The sequence below is a fragment of the Psychrobacter sp. 1Y6 genome (genome assembly GCF_052258385.2).
Classification (GTDB): Bacteria; Pseudomonadota; Gammaproteobacteria; order Pseudomonadales; family Moraxellaceae; genus Psychrobacter.
In genome coordinates this window covers 1,233,337-1,249,766 of record NZ_JBQQEW020000001.1, presented here as the reverse complement: position 1 = coordinate 1,249,766, position 16,430 = coordinate 1,233,337, and the positions used below count along the sequence as shown (strand labels likewise).

Below are 16,430 nucleotides of genomic sequence, written 5' to 3'. Positions count from 1 at the left end.
CGGATTATAAAATGTTATAGAGCATAAAAATTAAACATTGTTAATACCTAAGTTTTTTTATTCAATATCAAAAATCTTACCACGGTTCATAATGTTGTTTGGATCGAATACTTTTTTGACTTCTCGTAAATAATCAATCTCAGTCTCACTGCGGCTATAGTGCAAGTACGGTTTCTTTGTCATACCAACCCCATGCTCAGCAGACACCGAACCGCCATATTTCTGTACTGTCTCGAACACATATTTATTGACGACCTGACACTCAGCAAAGAAATCATCTTTATTCATATTCTCAGGTTTTAAGATATTGAGATGCAAATTACCATCGCCAATATGTCCAAACCAACAGACTTCAAAGTCTGGATAGTTACTGCTGACAATATGATCAATCTCTTCGATAAAGGTCGGTACGTGGCTTATCAGCACCGATACATCGTTTTTATAAGGGGTAAAGACTGAGATGGTCTCAGAAATGTATTCGCGAAGCTTCCACAGCTCTGCTGCTTGTGTGAGATTTTGGCTCATTACCCCATCAACGACCCAACCTTGCTCCATACAATGCTCAAATATGGCCATGGCTTTATCCATGATTGGCTCATAGGGTGCTTCAAATTCTAACAGCGTATAAAACTTAGTACGTGATTCAAAGGGCTCTTGTACTTGACCATGTGCCATCAGCTTATCAATGGCTACATCGTCAAAGAACTCAAATGCCGTCAAATCAATTTGTGCCTGAAAGGCAGAGAGTACGTTCATCACATCGTTAAAGCTGTCCATGCCAAGCACCATGACGTTTAAGTCTTGTGGCTGACGTTCAAGCTTAATTTGCGCATGAGTGACAAGGCCAAGCGTACCTTCACTACCGATGAACAATTGGCGCAAGTCATAACCCGTGGCATTCTTTACCATGCCGCGATTCAGCTGCAAGATATCACCTTTACCAGTGACAACAGTCAGACCCATGATCCATTGACGGGTCATGCCGTAGCGGATGACTTTGATACCGCCAGCATTGGTGCCAATGTTGCCGCCTATCTGACTAGAGCCTGCTGAAGCAAAGTCAACAGGGTAGTATAGGTCTTTTGATTCAGCGAATTCTTGCAACTGTTGGGTGACGACACCGGCTTCGACTTTAACTATTCGATCGGCAGGATAGAACTGTCCAATCTGGTTCATTTTATCCATACTAACGACTATCTCGCCATTAGCAGCCACGGCACCAGCAGACAGGCCTGTACGACCGCCACTTGGGGTTAGGACGACGTTGTGCTCATTGGCAAGCAGGACGATAGTCTGTACTTGCTCAGTGGTCTTTGGAAAGACGATGGCAGCAGCAGCAGGGGCAAAGTGCTTGGTCCAGTCTTTACCCCAATGCTCTAGACTTTCAGCATCGGTTTTGATTTGGCTAGCGTCGTATTTATAATCATATAATAGCGACTGTATTAGGGTATTGATAACGACTTGAGATGATTCTAAAAGTTCATGCACCAGATGTATTCCCTACTATGATGAAAGATAAAACAGACCACCTAATTACCACGTACCATACCAATGGTGTTTATATTGATAATTATCAGTGAGACCTTTAATGAAATATCTATTATTGCTACCTGATATTTACGTTAGCGAATAATTTTTAAGCATTGCCCTGCATGATATAAAGTAAGGCCTACCTCGGTAAATACAGACTTCATGCTCGATAAAGCGACTTTGGATTCCTGTAGCGTTTTAAAAGGCAGTGGGATACTGCTTCTATCTCCCGTTAGAATATAATCAGCAAAGCATTTGCCCATTAGTGTACCAGTAGTGATACCACGGCCATTATAAGCTGTGGCTGTTAGAATGCCTTCATCAGGCTCTAATACCCGAAAAATATGGTCTTGCGTAAAGCCAAAATTTCCATACCATTCATATTGCCAATTAAACTTAGGTAAATCGGGGTAATAGCTTTTTTGCACACAATCTGCCCATGACTGATAAAAAGATTTGGGCTTACAAGCTCTACCACCTACTGTACCGAGTAGCAGACGGCCATCATGATCGCGGCGAAAACTAGACAAGGCCAAGCGGGTATCCCAAGCCCCATTTTTATGAGGCAAGATACGATCGGCCAACTCACCCGTCAGAGGTTCAGAAGCAATTTGATAGTAGGAAACAAAGTAAAAAGTCTTGGATACTTCGGTCCATTCACCTTCAGTGTAAGCATTGGTTGCGATAATGACGCGCTCTGCTTTTACGCTAGCTTTAGGCGTTCTTACATACCACTCTCCATCAGATTTTTCTAAAGTATTAACCGTAGAGTGCTCATAAATCGTCACTCCTAATTCAGTTGCTACTTTTGCAAGACCGTTTACATAAGCTAATGGGTTCAACGTGCCTGTGCGGTGATCTAATAGCGCCTTATTAATGCTGGTAGTACCGCAATATTCATGGCAACGGCTACCCGTTAGCACTTCTACATTCACACCGCGGCGCTGCAATTGCTCATATCTAATATCAACATCAGCTTCACCTTTAGCATTATGAGCCATATGAATATTGCCATTCTGGGTGGCTTGGGCATCAATTCCGTAGCGTGAAATCAAGTCAAATACGAGACTGGGCGCATGTCCTAATGCTTCTGTCAAACGCTCACCTTCAACTTCGCCCAAAGCTATATTTAAATCATCAGGACGTGCCCAAGTGCCTGCATTGACCAGACCAACACTTTTCCCAGAGCCACCACTACCAATACTCTGGCTCTCTAACAGGGTAACTTTGACCCCTTTTTCTGCTAAATGGATAGCAGCTGATAATCCTGTATAACCGCCACCAATGATGCAAACACTGGTCTGGGTATCGCTACGAAGCTCATCATAGGGATGAATTTTGGGCGCAGTTACGCTCCACAAACATTGCTCTTGCAACATTTCGTACTCCGGTGAAGTTATAATTTATTGAGAGAAGGTACTGTGATATCTGTAGCCGCAACAGGTTCGTCACGCGGTATGAATTTATCCAACACAGCCCATAGCAAACCAAATAAAGGAGACAACCAACAGGCAAAGGCAAAAGGTGCATAGGTTAATGTTGCTATACCTAGCGTGGCGGCGACAAAACTACCACCCATGTTCCAAGGAATTAGTGGTGATAATAGCGTACCCGCATCTTCAATAGATCGTGTCAATGTGGTTCGTTTATAACCCATTTCCTTATACTTATCTTTGAGCAGACGTCCTGGGAGTACCAACGTGGTATAGACATCACCAATAATCGTTCCTACTCCAAGAACACTGGCATAGGTTGTGAGAATCAAGCCTAAACGCGATTTCACTATTTTATCTACTTTTACCATAATGGCTTTGAGCGTACCGTAATGCTCAAGCGAACCCACAAACGCTAGTGCAAAAATAGTTAGAGTAACAACCCATGTCATCGACATTAGGCCACCTTTTGATAATAATTTATCAACAACCTCAAAACCCGTCTCACTCTTAAAGCCGTTTTGCAAAACATTGAAAATTTCGCTAACACCAATACCTTGCATGAAAAAAGCTACTAATGAGGCGACCACTACACCACTTAACACCGTAGGTATAGCGGGTATTTTCATAACAGCAGCACCAACTACTACTACAGCAGGTAATAGAGTAATAATACTTAAGCTATAATTATCCGCTAGTGTGCTTTGCAATGCTTGAATAGAAGATAGGTCGACACTATCATCACCGTAACTAATGCCAATCCAAGCATAAAGAGCTAATGCTGTGAGCATCGCAGGAATTGTCGTCGGTAACATACCTTTGATATGGTCCCAAAGATCCACACCAGCGGCGGCAGGGGTTAAATTGGTTGTATCAGACAATGGCGACATTTTGTCACCAAAGAAAGCACCAGAGACAATAGCTCCGCCTGTAAAATGTGCCGGAATACCAAGGCCCATACCAATACCCATCATGGCAAGCCCTACTGTGCCCACAGTACCCCAAGATGTACCGGTAGCAACCGAAATAATGGCACAAATAAGACAGACAGAGACCAAAAATGAAGACGGCGAAAAAATGCTAAATCCATAATAAAGAATGGTCGGCACTGTCCCTGCTATAATCCAAGACCCAATCAGCATGCCCACGCCCATTAGAATAATCATTGCGGGTAAGCCTATTTTTACCACTTTTAAAAATCGCTCTTCCATACCAGCCCAGTCTCGACCACGCAGCTTCATAAACAAGCCCGTAATTAGAATACCGCAAGCCAATGGAATGTGGGGGGTAAAGTCTTTAAACACAAAAAACTGTACCATCAATATCATGGCGGTCAAGACAAGTGGGGCGATATCGAGTAAGAAGCTAGAAGAGGCACCATAGCCATCTTTAGCAGGATCGTGCTGTGTGTCATCAATCATGATAGTTCTACCTTCCTTAGTAATAACTACTGTTAGTACTGACTATTGATAACAGTACTTATAGCTATCAATAGTCAGAATCATCAATGCTTAGCTTCTATATCGCTTAGCCAAAATTAATACCTTGAGCAAGTGGCAACTCTGTTGAATAATTAACGGTATTAGTCTGACGACGCATATAGTTCTTCCAAGCATCTGAGCCTGACTCGCGGCCACCGCCTGTTTCCTTTTCACCACCGAATGCTCCACCAATTTCAGCACCACTAGTACCAATATTGACGTTGGCAATACCACAATCACTGCCACGATCACTCAAAAATATCTCAGCCTCACGCAGATCATTGGTAAATACACATGATGATAATCCTTGAGGCACATCGTTTTGCATCTCTAGTGCATCATCAAATTTTTTGTAAGTCATGACATATAGGATAGGTGCAAAGGTTTCAGTTCGTACGACATCGTTTTGCTCATCAAATTCGACAATAGCAGGCGTTACATAGTAAGCATTGGGGTATTTATCTGACAATACACGCTCGCCGCCTGTGACTTTGCCACCAGCACTTCTTGCTTTTTCTAATGCTTCTTGCATGTTTTCAAAACTGTCTTGGTCAATCAATGGGCCTACTAGATTTCCTTCTAATGGATGCCCGATACTGACTGTCGAGTATGCGGCCTTAACCCTTGGCAAAATATCATCTTTGACTGATTCATGAACAAACAAACGGCGCAATGTAGTACAACGCTGACCAGCTGTACCCACTGCCGAAAATAGAATGCCGCGGAGTGCTAAATCTAAATCAGCAGTTGGGGCCAAGATCATTGCATTATTACCACCAAGCTCTAGCAAGCATTTACCAAAGCGCTCAGCAACTTTAGGTCCAACCGTTTTACCCATGCGTGTACTGCCTGTCGCGCTGACCAATGCAATGTCTTTACTTTCGACTAAAGCATTACCAACATCTGTCTTACCTAACAAGACTTGCGACAAATGAGATGGCGCATCACCAAACTTCGCTAATGCTTTTTCAAACATCGCCTGACAAGCCAATGCGACAAGCGGTGCTTTTTCTGATGGCTTCCAAATAACTGGGTTACCACAGACAATAGCAAGTGCTGTATTCCAAGCCCAAACTGCCACTGGAAAGTTAAAGGCAGAAATAACACCAATGACGCCAAGTGGGTGCCAAGTTTCACGCATATGGTGACCTGGACGCTCTGATGCGATAGTCAAACCATATAGCTGACGTGACACACCTACTGCAAAGTCACAGATATCTATCATCTCTTGCACTTCACCAAGGCCTTCTTCTTTAATCTTGCCAGCTTCTAGCGATACTAAGAAACCCAAATCTTCTTTATGCTCGCGCAGCACTTCACCTAACAAACGAATCAACTCACCACGCTTTGGTGCAGGAACTGTGCGCCATGCTTGAAAAGCAGTTTTGGCATTTTGAATTTTGGTATTAACCTCAGCAACACTGTCTAAAGTAACCTTGCCAATAACAGTGCCATCAATCGGAGTATTTATTTCAAAGTCACCATTTTGATAGTGTTCCTCTTGTACGCCCATTGCAGACATATATTGCTTAATCATAATCAATCCTTTGTATAATGGTTTATTAGTTTCTCAACATACTTATTAAATTACCTCGCAACCTAATAACTTGCAAAATAATAAAATTCTTGCAGTCATTCCATTTAGGAATGGCCCTTAAATGTACGCGTTAATATTATTGTCAACTTCAAACAGCAAGACATTGTTGTAAGCTTTGAGCCTGTATTTCTTCATATAATTTAAGCTCGTCATAGACCGTAGTTCCTAATGCTTGTTCAAAATCCTGTTGACTTGAATTTATTTCATAGCTATTGTTTTTACTCTGGTTAAGGTTAGATTGAAAAATTCCTGCTGCACTCACAGGCAAAAAATCTTCATACATAATTGGCTCAATACGAATGACACCATCATCAATAAGCGTGCTCAGCTCAGCACGAGATATTGTGTTCAAATCAACTTTGTGAAATGCGGCTGATAGCAATGCTTGTGCTTGACCAGAATCATGTGTGTTGTCGGTTAGCTGATAATAAAAGTATGCTAGATCGGCATCATGTAGGGTTCGATAGTTGTCAGGGAATTTGCTAAATGTATCGTCTAGAATCTGATAGTACTGGGACGCATTGTCTTCATTAGGTGTTACCCCCAACCGGTTACGAGCTTCGTTAAGCAAAGTGTCATATAACGCTCTACCCTTTGGAGTTAACGCTACTCCGCGTTGCTCAACTTCACCGAAGCGTGCCGTATGAGACCCTTGCTCATAGCCATCACAGCACTCATCTGAGTCACCTATATAGGCATTTCTAAAGCTCACAGACTCTTCTAACGCTTTGAAACTTGTTTGTCTTAGCAAGATTGGGCACGCTCTTCGAGGTGGTCCTTCGATAATGGCTTTTGATGGTATACCTCCTGTCTGCATTTTCTGTTGAGCCGCATCAATATCCAGTGTTCTGGGTGTTAGATGATTAATATGAGGGCCTTTAAAACCCACCACATCAGCAATAAGCGGATGCTGGTGTAATAATTTCTGGTATAGCTCTTTTGTCACAGGGGTTTTGTCATGCCAGCGAAAAGTCTCTAACGCTTCTTTTATAAAATGTCGAGCATCCTCAGGGATTAAGCCCTCTTGCACCTCAAAACGTTCAATAAGTTCAATCACATCATCAGTGAAAATACAGCGCTTTTGTAGTGTCTTAATAGCCTCTCTTTCAAGAGCCACATCACCAATGAGATCTAGACGCAATAACGAGGTAAATACTCGAAAAGGGCTTTTGTGCAACGAATGAGAGTCCAGAGTCCGGAACGCAGTCGAATGCACTGGCACTCCAGCAGGAGCTAAGTCATAGTAGCCCACAGGATACATACCCATAACAGCGAAAAGACGGCGCATCATACTCAATTCTGATGCTGTACCCAACCGAATCGCGCCATGCCGCTCCATATTCAATCGCTCAATTTCTCCAGTATGTAATAATTGAGATTTGATCTCAGGTTGCGTGGCCAAGACCTCAGCATTTACTTTACTGACCAAATCAACAAGGTCACCATATAACGGTACTTCTGCTTGATACATCGCTGACATGGCCATAGAAAACTCATGGCGAATGTCATCACTGCTCATAAAGCTGTTATTACTCATAGATATTTATCCTTTTTTACATCTACGGCAGGCTTGAATCCCATTAATAATTAATCTGTATATTTAAGACCACTCGACTGGATTTTGATTAGGAATCGTACGTAATACGTCTCTTAAAATATCAAGGCCAGCTTGCAGCGTTTCAGGCTCAATGGTCAGAGGTGGTAACAATCGAATGATATGACGGTATTTACCACTTGGCATGAGCAGTAAGCCTCGCTTTCGCGCGTGGGTTAGTACGTGAGTCATCACACTAGGATGCGAGCCATACGTAGCATGACGCAGCTCAATACCGCGCATCGCTCCAATACCTGTGAGACCATACAGCCAAGGAGAGACGCCTTCCGCCTGCCATTGCGCGATACTTGTTGCAATCACTTGCGCATAGTGCTTGGCAGATGCCCATATCTCATCCTCTTGCATGATGTCTATCGTGGCATTTGCCGCTGCACACGCCACTGGATTACCAGAATATGTGCCACCCAAACTGCCTTTAGGCAAGCCATTTATCACACTGGCCTTGCCTACGACTGCACCTAAGGGCAAGCCGCCTGCGATACTTTTGCCCAGCAGTATCATATCTGGCTCAATGCCCAAATGTGAAAAGGCAAATGGTGAGCCAGTACGCCCATAGCCTGATTGAATCTCATCCATAATCAATAAGATACCGTGCTCATCACAAAAGGCGCGCAGATACTGAGCGAAAGATGGCGACATTAACTGAAACCCTCCCTCCCCTTGTATAGGCTCTGCGATAATCGCACCAATATTACTGATGTCAGTTTCTACTTCAAACAAACGATTTAATGCATCGATTGCCTGTTGGTCACTCACCTCGTTGTCTGGACTTGGGAAAGGAATGTGATAGACACTGCCGGCTAACGGTCCCAACCCTCGCTTGTAAGGAGCAACCTTGCCATTTAGATTAACAGCAGCGAGTGTCCGTCCATGGAACCCACCATCAAACGCGATGACACCGACGCGCTGAGTTTTGAGACGGGCAATTTTTATGGCGTTTTCTGTGGCTTCTGCACCAGAATTGGTGAGCATGCCCGATAGCGCACCACTGATAGGGATGAGCTCGCACAATCGTGGCATGAAGGTTTGATAGGGAGTGTGAGCAGCTGCATTGTAAGCATAATGAATGAGCGATTGGGTTTGATTGATAATGGCTGTCACGATGTGAGGATGGCAATGTCCGAAGTTCAAGACCCCTATACCACCCACAAAATCGATGTAGCATTGATCATTATCGCCCCAGATTTTTGCATTTTTACCTTTGGTTAAGGTGATGGGATGCACCATCGTAAAAGCATCAGTGACGTTGTATAGCTTATCCATTAAGAGTCTCTTATCTTCCTTAAATGTGACCCTCATTTCAGCAAAACCTGATGCGCTCAGCAAACGAATAATAGTTGTGCTTTCATTCCTTTTCGTCAGTACGACTGTTATTTGAAATTTGAATAAAAAAATCCAGGCGTAAACCTAGATTTTTTTGTATAAAAATTAAGCAGCATGTATTCCACTGAAAGAGTGAACTAGCCTGCCTTTATGCTAAAAAAAACATCAAGCCATAGACTCTGTAATCCATTCTGAAATAGCCTTCACTTTATGTGAATTGCCTAATGATAAAGGATAAGACATATAATACGCTCCTCTACCCTTTGATTCATAATCCCACACCGTTACTAATGTTCCTAGTTTCAGCTCCGGTTCTACCAAACGTAACGGTACGAGGGCAATACCATATCCAAGTAAAGCGGAAGCAATACAGGCATGAAAAGTATCAAACCTTGGCCCTCTAAATGTTCCATCAACACTGATACTTTGCTGTTTAAAATACTCATACCATGCACTAGGGCGGGAGCTTAATTGCAATAATGTAAATGCATCTAAATTATCAAGACACAAAGATTTGTCCTGTAGGTATTCAGGCTGACAAACTGCAACACAATATTCATCAAACAATTTTATAGTTTCCATTCCTCCCCAAACACCATCGCCATACAAAAAAGCGATATCGACATTTTGGTCTTCAGGAAAAAATGGACAAACTTCTTCCTTGATATCTAATGTAATTAACGGATACTCTTTACTAAATCCCTTCAATGTAGGAATCAACCAGCGCGAGCAAAAAGTTGGATGTGCTACTACTTTAAGTACTTCTGTATTACTACTATGTGACATCAAGTTCGTAGTCGCAAATTCAATATGCTTAAGAATACCTAAAACTTCGATGTAATAAGCTTTTCCAGCAGGTGTTAAAGATATTCGTTGAGGTGTACGGTAAAATAGAGAAAGATTTAACATCTCTTCTAGCTGAGAAACCTGCTTACTAACGGCACTTTGAGTCATATGCATTTCTTGCGCAGCATTAGTGAAACTTAAATGTCGAGCTGCCGTCTCAAAGCACTGTAAAGCAGTCGTTGAAGGATACTTCCTAAAAGCTAGTGGAGTTTTGATTTCAGTTTTCATAATTTATTTATTCTTGTGTACCATATGATTTAGAGTGTAAAAACATATTCTGTTTTACTCGGGTTGACCTATGCTGTCAATCTTCTAGTCATTAGCTTGGGAAATTTTACTGACGCAGCCTAGCGATAATAATCAAACTACACTTGTCTTGGCGTTTTATAGCTAAAACCCATCTGCATTCTAGTTCCACTTCGAACATTCTGAGAGAATATGATAGCCCCGGGACGGTCCACTGTTATGAACGGATTTTTTTGGTTCTAGATCCATTTCCCATAACGTCCGTTATGGGAAAAAGGGCTGCTCTAAGCCGTTTTTTAACGCCTATTTTAGATGGTGAAAAGGTAGTGACTTAACATCATTATGGGGACATATTCCTACAACGTTTCTTACGGAAAATGAATGCTAAAGTACTCAAAATAAGTTAATCATTCATCATCACTAAACTTCACATAACTATCAATTTTTTTACCTTTGAGACTGTCCAGTATTTGTTTTATACGACCATTATCATATTGATTAGCATACGTATTCTGTTTTCTTAAATAATGCATGAACTCTTCTGATAATGACACTTTATAATTTTTCACTAAATGAGGAATCATCATTGTCCAGAGATAGCAACCATCAGTAAAGACCTTAGTTCGCACAGTAATTTTACTATCAATGATATCTAGATCAGGCGATAGAAATTCTATTACTTCTATGCCATTTATCAAATATTTATAAACAGTATCTATATCAATATTTGATAGTTTGTTAACTTTAGTTTTTACACTTGGAAATTCTTTTGAATTTATTACTGGGTTGGAAGTACCAACCATTTCTGAGAAAGGAGCTAGTTTCTTCATGTATTATTTTTCCTATTCTGACTAAAACACCTTATTCAAAATGGCATACCTTCGCTTTTAAAATTTCGGTTCCCTAGTGAGGACTTGAACACTAGGCTGTAGGATGATGGTATCAACGTTTTAACTTGCTGAGATAGTCACAGTGTACTTCATGGTGTACAAAACGTTAGCTTATCAAGCTTAAGATTAGCTATCACCAGTAATCCTGCTCAGCTTTAGTAAGCCATTCATTAAAATTCTCGAATATCATGAATGAAGGCAAATCAGTAAGATCAACTACTATTACTCTTGGATCACCTGAACAATCATCGCCATCAAAGTAAGCCATCCATTCGCTGTTTTGAGCGAATGGAACTAAGTTAAAATCCTTAATTTTATTGTTTCTAAGACTATATGATAGTTTGGCTCCTTCAGTTGTAGAGTCTAAGAACCACCATTGAAAATATTCATCAGACTTGACTGTTTCTGTATTCTTTGTCAATTGGATGTAAGCAGCAGGATAAACGAATCCTACTGGTAATATTTCTGATGAATAAGGTTTAAAACTTTTTTGTTTGATCATTACTTTATTACCTCTGGGTCATATTGATCGATGCGCTATACAGGCATCGAACAGCAGATTTTAGATATAATCTTAATGCCTATGAGGTCATTGATTAAAAATTACTAAGTTAGCTTCTGCAATCTCTCTATCGTAGCTTATGTTTAGGATATTTTAAGCTGTATTATAGATATATTTGGATATTTATTTTCTGGAACTTAAGTAGAGGTATAAGTGAATATCTGTAGAATTAGTGCACAAATTAGGGAAATGTATGAAGCGGAAGTAAATTCAGATATTGGTACGTGGAGAGATGTTCTAAGTAGCTTTGACAAAGCAGTAGAAGGATGCTCCGATGTTGATATGTTAGTTAAGTGCTTATTAGAAGATGACTTATGGTATATACCTTTTGATTCTAGAATGAAGCTTATGGAAAAAGCAAAATCTTTAGGCGGATGCTCATTGGAGTTTTTGGCAGATTACTATTCATTTAAAACAGCATTTCTAGATCCAGGCAAAGAATATGATGATGCTGTCGTAAAACTAGATGAGCTATTTCAATAGGTTCTGTTAGGTTATACCCCAACGGAACCAGCTGTTTTACACTCTAAACCTATCAACAGACCACTTAAAACAGACTAGTATAATGGAACTAATTATAACAGACTGCTAAACTCCTCATGTTTATCAAGGCCTATTATGCCACTACACTCGTTATCACTAAAAAAATCTAGGCAGCTAAGCTTATTGTAGAATAGGCTTAGCAGATTAAAATAATCTATTCAAAACCATTAGAAATTTCAAGCAATAAATCTTACTTTTCTACTCATCAATTAAGTACTTATAGATATCACTTCGAACCTCTGTATGCATATCAAACTCGACTTTCACCATAGATACGCCAGAGGTAGTGGTCGAGAGTTCGAATCTCTTTTCCCGCTCCAAATATGGCTTGAAAAAGCACTAAAAGCCTCACTCCTTAAATAGGTAGTGAGGCTTTTTTTTGTCCAATTTTCAGGGGCTACAGCGTTTTTATATCTAATTGACCAATCAAACTATAATGAAAAAGCACCTATTGTTTATAGAGGTAGAAGACGACTACCCCTTCATATAGTCAGCCATTCAAGCCCTAACGTCTCAGATTGGCTACATGCCTGAGACTCCGTAATCAGGGTATAAAAACTATACAGATCAGACCATTCCTCCCTTCATACAAGCAAAAAGCAATAGACGTAACGATTTTCTGAAAACACCTCCGGCGTGGCTATAGTCTATTTCGCTCTGCTAATGATAGGAGAGCTATTATTTGATAACTCTACATGGGTAAAAGCAACCCACGTAGAAGGTTTCCTACATGCTGCTTATCAATTTGGTGTCACCCGCCAAATGGTATTAGAAAGGTCATCGGCAACGATGAGTGCCCCTTTTGGATCCACTGTCACGCCTACTGGTCGACCAAAGGTTTTGCCATTCTCTCCCTGAAATCCAGTGACAAAGTTAACTGGGTCCCCAGCTGGTTTCCCGTTGCTGAAAGGGACAAACACTACGTCGTAGCCCGCTGGGTCTGAGCGGTTCCAGCTGCCATGCTCACCGATGAATGCGCCTTCGCTGAACTTGCTGCCCATGGTTGTCGTTGAGAACGCTATACCTAAAGGAGCTTTGTGCGACCCAAGGCTGTAGTCTGGAGCAATCGCGGCGGCTACCATATCGGGTTGCTGCGGCTTGACCCGCGGATCGACATTTTGTCCCCAGTAGCTGTAAGGCCAACCATAAAACTTACCTTCTTGAACTGAGGTCAAGTAATCAGGTACCAGTCGTGGGCCGAGCTCATCACGTTCGTTGATCACGGCCCATAACTGGTTAGTACCAGGCAGTATAGCTAACGCCGTTGGATTACGCAGACCGGTTGCATAAGGTCGATGAGCACCGCTTTTGGCATCGATCTCCCAGACCATAGCGCGATCCGCCTCTACATCCAGTCCGTTTTCAGTAATATTGCTGTTGGAACCAATGCCCACGTACAGGAATTGCCCATCCGGACTGGCCGTCATCGCCTTGGTCCAGTGATGATTGACCATGCTAGGCAGGTCGGTGAGTTTGCGTGGCGGTCCACTAGCGGTGGTCTGTCCGGGCTGATAATCGAATTGCACTACCGCATCTTGATTGGCAACGTACAGTTGGTCTTCGATTAGTGCAAGACCATAAGGCGCATTCAGATTCTCGGCGAATACAGTACGTGTCTCGTAAGTGCCGTCGTCATTACTGTCGCGCAGAAGAGTCAGACGGTTGCCTCCTTTAACGGATGTAGTACCTTTAGCCTTGAAATAAGTAGCAATAATGTCCTTAGGACGTAGCTTGGGTGCACCACCACCCTTGCCCTCAGCAATCAGTATGTCACCATTGGGCAAAACTAGCGTCTGCCGTGGAATCTGAAGGTCAGTGGCAATGGCTGTGATTTTATAACCTGACGGCACTATAGGTCGGTTATCACCCCAACCTGCTGGCTCAGCTATTTTTAAAGTAGGTAATAAGCCGCGTTGAGCTTCAGGCAAGGTTGGATTGGCACCTAACTGTTCTGCATCGTTTACATTATTTTCGCCACATGCGCTTAAGAGAGCAGCGACTAAAAAAGATATCGATAAGATATTGAGTGATTTCATCTTGCACCTCCAATGCGCCAGCTTGTGAGGCCAATCCAGGTTGCAATGCAGGCCAGAATGACAGTGATAACAGATAGAATAAGCCCTGTCGGCATACTGGCCCAGACATCCTTTGCATGGATAAATGAGTTGAGGATACCTAGTACAAAGGTGACCAGTAGCAACAGAAAATAAGCCATTGGTGTACCCATGCGCTTATCAGCGCGAACTAGAGATAAAATTGAGCCTAGCATGGCCAAACCATTAAATACCAGCGCACCTATAAGCATCCAAGAAGCGAAGTTCTTCCATTGAAGCTCGTAGCTGGACCAATAGGCGTAATCGTTAAGTAAGACCCCGATAAACAGAGGCACCATTCCGGCTAGAAAAAACGCATGCAGCGGGTGCAGCGCGGTGCCGGAGTGTCGGGCAACAGCACTAGTCATGGCAGTTTCCTTGTTGATAGTAAATGAGGATTCGATCGACCGTACTAATTGTACTGGCCCGAACTACGCGTGATAGAATTCAAATTACATGAAATGAAAGCATGGCTTGAAACATACCAAAGCCAAGAGAGTTCTTCAATCTTTTTTTGGTTATTTAATGAACATAAGCTGGTTATTATTTCTTAAATGAGCATTAGCTATAGTCCTTTTTTAGTTACAGAATCTGAAGTCCATAATTAGCGTACTGCATCGACAATCTCCAAATACTAACTTCACAATTAGGGGTTTTTATTTATAAACATAAGTATACTTTGCTATTGCTGATAAACTTCATAGCTAAAATATTCCAAGCTAACATCTAATAAATTGACAGCAGGGGTCAGGTTGTAATAGCATGAGGCATTCCTTTTATTAATCTTGCCTATCAACTAGTAACATCATTCAGGAGCAATCTCATGCAGTGGACCAAACCAGCTTTTCAAGACATCCGTATCGGTTTTGAAATTACTATGTATTTCGAAGCCCGTTAAAATTTACTAAACTTATATCCATTAAAAAAACCCTAGATCACTAGGGCTTTTTTTTGGAAATACTGATTTATTTTTACTTATGTTTTAGATTCTTCTGCTGATATGCTTTTTCCGACCCAGAATTGCAATTGCCATAACTATCACGATATTCGGCTAGGAATCATACAGGAAAAGACCTGCACCCAATCTTCGATAGCCATATCATAAAATTCTAAAGATTGGATTTTATTCAATCTTTAGGTTGCCACTAGTCAGCAAATGTTTGAATTTAAGTCGTTAAAGCTAGCACGTTAATTGAGAAATACTGACATCATCAATGTGGTCCTGACAGACAGTCAGCGTGACCATGTGGCGGGGCTATTAACCCTGCGTGAAGATTGTTCGATTCTTGTTTGACGCACTAACATGGTCTATCAAGATCTAACGACAAGACTCCTTTTATTAACATTGTTGAAGCACTGGCACGACGATTTGCAATGCCGTCAAATTGATCCAAAAAAAGCTTTTAAGATTGAAAGGTTTGGCAATTTAAAATTGACGATTCTGGTAATTAGAGACTATGCATCACTCTGCTCTGCTCTGCTCACCATAATGATCCATATAATAAATAGAGGTTTCTATCGTTAAAGAGCACAACACAATATGTTGCAAAGCCTATTAGCCAAGTATGTCAATTACCTCAGCCAAAAATTCAATCGATAGCTTCATAAGGCACGCTAATTAATTTAGAATTTCTTTACAAAGATGAAGCTATATCACACATTTTGTACTTGATATGATAAATTAGCCCTTTGTTTTATGAGCTCTACCCATTTGGCTTCTCGTATTTTTTGATTTAATTGATGACAAGTCGTAATTGATATTAGAAGAATACAGAGTACTATTAGTGGTTGACTATCACTACAGTGCATTCTAATTAATGACATAGGTTGCGCAATATTTATGTCGTTAGTATCATGTTGGTTTAGAAGTAGCTCAACTACAATTAGGAAAATATTATGGCAAAATTAGAATCAAACATTGAGCTAGAAGCAGCGGCATTTCGTCGCTTACTAGCTCATTTAGACGAACGTAAAGATGTACAAAATATTGAGCTAATGAACCTTGCCGACTTTTGTCGTAATTGCTTATCTAAATGGTATAAAGCGGCTGGTGAAGAGCGTGGTATCGAAATCGAATACGAGGATGCGCGTGAGCTTGTTTATGGTATGCCTTATGCTGAGTGGAAAGAGAAATATCAACAGAAAGCAACGCCAGAGCAGCTAGCGCGTTTTAACGAGATTGAAGCTGCTAAGAAAAAAGCGGATTGAAACTGACAATGATAGCTCAAATAAAATAAGCCACCACTAGAGAGTAATATCAAAAAAACCCAA

General features: G+C 41.4%; 14 protein-coding genes. 3 read left to right on the top strand and 11 right to left on the bottom strand.

Annotated elements, in window-relative coordinates; translation table 11 throughout:
* Nucleotides 1-57: 57 nt before the first annotated feature.
* The 9 genes from ACTXGF_RS18995 to ACTXGF_RS18955 all read right to left on the bottom strand — a co-directional run bounded on the left by ACTXGF_RS18995 (nt 58) and on the right by ACTXGF_RS18955 (nt 11,463).
* Entirely contained in the window at nt 58-1,455 is a 1,398-nt protein-coding gene (locus ACTXGF_RS18995; protein WP_522885870.1) for a D-2-hydroxyglutarate dehydrogenase, read from the bottom strand.
* A gap of 167 nt (nt 1,456-1,622) precedes the next feature.
* A complete protein-coding gene (amaA, locus tag ACTXGF_RS18990; RefSeq protein ID WP_443533624.1) occupies nt 1,623-2,909 on the bottom strand; it encodes an L-pipecolate oxidase in 1,287 nt (428 codons plus the stop codon).
* A gap of 17 nt (nt 2,910-2,926) precedes the next feature.
* A complete protein-coding gene (gene nhaC / locus ACTXGF_RS18985; RefSeq protein WP_443533626.1) occupies nt 2,927-4,384 on the bottom strand; it encodes a Na+/H+ antiporter NhaC in 1,458 nt (485 codons plus the stop codon).
* Nucleotides 4,385-4,490: 106 nt separating this feature from the next.
* Nucleotides 4,491-5,981, bottom strand: a complete 1,491-nt coding sequence (gene amaB / locus ACTXGF_RS18980) for an L-piperidine-6-carboxylate dehydrogenase (protein ID WP_443533628.1) — start codon at nt 5,979-5,981, stop codon at nt 4,491-4,493.
* A gap of 148 nt (nt 5,982-6,129) precedes the next feature.
* Nucleotides 6,130-7,578, bottom strand: coding sequence for a 2-oxoadipate dioxygenase/decarboxylase HglS (hglS, locus tag ACTXGF_RS18975; RefSeq protein ID WP_443533630.1), 1,449 nt, complete (start codon nt 7,576-7,578; stop codon nt 6,130-6,132).
* A gap of 63 nt (nt 7,579-7,641) precedes the next feature.
* Complete coding sequence (locus ACTXGF_RS18970) at nt 7,642-8,919, bottom strand: 2-aminoadipate transaminase (protein ID WP_443533632.1); 1,278 nt, start codon at nt 8,917-8,919, stop codon at nt 7,642-7,644.
* 225 nt (nt 8,920-9,144) lie between these two features.
* Nucleotides 9,145-10,053: a LysR substrate-binding domain-containing protein gene (locus tag ACTXGF_RS18965; protein WP_443533634.1), complete on the bottom strand. Its 909-nt coding sequence runs from the start codon at nt 10,051-10,053 to the stop codon at nt 9,145-9,147.
* A gap of 425 nt (nt 10,054-10,478) precedes the next feature.
* Nucleotides 10,479-10,901 (bottom strand): hypothetical protein, encoded by a 423-nt coding sequence (locus tag ACTXGF_RS18960; RefSeq protein ID WP_443533636.1) that lies wholly within the window; start codon nt 10,899-10,901, stop codon nt 10,479-10,481.
* A 193-nt stretch (nt 10,902-11,094) separates the two neighbouring features.
* Nucleotides 11,095-11,463, bottom strand: a complete 369-nt coding sequence (locus ACTXGF_RS18955; protein WP_298810882.1) for a hypothetical protein — start codon at nt 11,461-11,463, stop codon at nt 11,095-11,097.
* A 249-nt stretch (nt 11,464-11,712) separates the two neighbouring features.
* On the opposite strand from ACTXGF_RS18955, the gene ACTXGF_RS18950 reads away from it, so the two are divergent.
* Nucleotides 11,713-12,006 (top strand): hypothetical protein, encoded by a 294-nt coding sequence (locus tag ACTXGF_RS18950; RefSeq protein WP_443533638.1) that lies wholly within the window; start codon nt 11,713-11,715, stop codon nt 12,004-12,006.
* Between the two features lie 800 nt (nt 12,007-12,806).
* On the opposite strand, the gene ACTXGF_RS18945 is transcribed toward ACTXGF_RS18950, so the two are convergent.
* Both ACTXGF_RS18945 and ACTXGF_RS18940 read right to left on the bottom strand, forming a co-directional pair.
* Complete coding sequence (locus tag ACTXGF_RS18945) at nt 12,807-14,102, bottom strand: PQQ-dependent sugar dehydrogenase (protein ID WP_443533640.1); 1,296 nt, start codon at nt 14,100-14,102, stop codon at nt 12,807-12,809.
* Complete coding sequence (locus tag ACTXGF_RS18940; RefSeq protein WP_443533642.1) at nt 14,099-14,527, bottom strand: DUF2231 domain-containing protein; 429 nt, start codon at nt 14,525-14,527, stop codon at nt 14,099-14,101. The genes ACTXGF_RS18945 and ACTXGF_RS18940 overlap by 4 nt, the downstream gene beginning before the upstream one ends.
* A 455-nt stretch (nt 14,528-14,982) precedes the next feature.
* Between ACTXGF_RS18940 and pqqA the strand changes: the two genes are divergently transcribed.
* Together pqqA and ACTXGF_RS18930 are read left to right on the top strand one after the other, a co-directional pair.
* Entirely contained in the window at nt 14,983-15,057 is a 75-nt protein-coding gene (pqqA, locus tag ACTXGF_RS18935; RefSeq protein WP_075107140.1) for a pyrroloquinoline quinone precursor peptide PqqA, read from the top strand.
* 998 nt (nt 15,058-16,055) lie between these two features.
* The gene (locus ACTXGF_RS18930; RefSeq protein WP_427568082.1) at nt 16,056-16,367 is read left to right on the top strand and encodes a DUF1244 domain-containing protein; all 312 of its coding nucleotides are present in this window, start codon (nt 16,056-16,058) and stop codon (nt 16,365-16,367) included.
* Nucleotides 16,368-16,430: the final 63 nt, after the last annotated feature.

Bases quoted from the DNA above. Each gene is read 5' to 3' on its own strand.
- amaA (WP_443533624.1), bottom strand. From the start codon at position 2,909: ATGTTGCAAGAGCAATGTTTGTGGAGCGTAACTGCGCCCAAAATTCAT.
- nhaC (WP_443533626.1), bottom strand. From the start codon at position 4,384: ATGATTGATGACACACAGCACGATCCTGCTAAAGATGGCTATGGTGCC.
- amaB (WP_443533628.1), bottom strand. From the start codon at position 5,981: ATGATTAAGCAATATATGTCTGCAATGGGCGTACAAGAGGAACACTAT.
- hglS (WP_443533630.1), bottom strand. From the start codon at position 7,578: ATGAGTAATAACAGCTTTATGAGCAGTGATGACATTCGCCATGAGTTT.
- ACTXGF_RS18970 (WP_443533632.1), bottom strand. From the start codon at position 8,919: ATGGATAAGCTATACAACGTCACTGATGCTTTTACGATGGTGCATCCC.
- ACTXGF_RS18965 (WP_443533634.1), bottom strand. From the start codon at position 10,053: ATGAAAACTGAAATCAAAACTCCACTAGCTTTTAGGAAGTATCCTTCA.
- ACTXGF_RS18960 (WP_443533636.1), bottom strand. From the start codon at position 10,901: ATGAAGAAACTAGCTCCTTTCTCAGAAATGGTTGGTACTTCCAACCCA.
- ACTXGF_RS18955 (WP_298810882.1), bottom strand. From the start codon at position 11,463: ATGATCAAACAAAAAAGTTTTAAACCTTATTCATCAGAAATATTACCA.
- ACTXGF_RS18950 (WP_443533638.1), top strand. From the start codon at position 11,713: ATGTATGAAGCGGAAGTAAATTCAGATATTGGTACGTGGAGAGATGTT.
- ACTXGF_RS18945 (WP_443533640.1), bottom strand. From the start codon at position 14,102: ATGAAATCACTCAATATCTTATCGATATCTTTTTTAGTCGCTGCTCTC.
- ACTXGF_RS18940 (WP_443533642.1), bottom strand. From the start codon at position 14,527: ATGACTAGTGCTGTTGCCCGACACTCCGGCACCGCGCTGCACCCGCTG.
- ACTXGF_RS18930 (WP_427568082.1), top strand. From the start codon at position 16,056: ATGGCAAAATTAGAATCAAACATTGAGCTAGAAGCAGCGGCATTTCGT.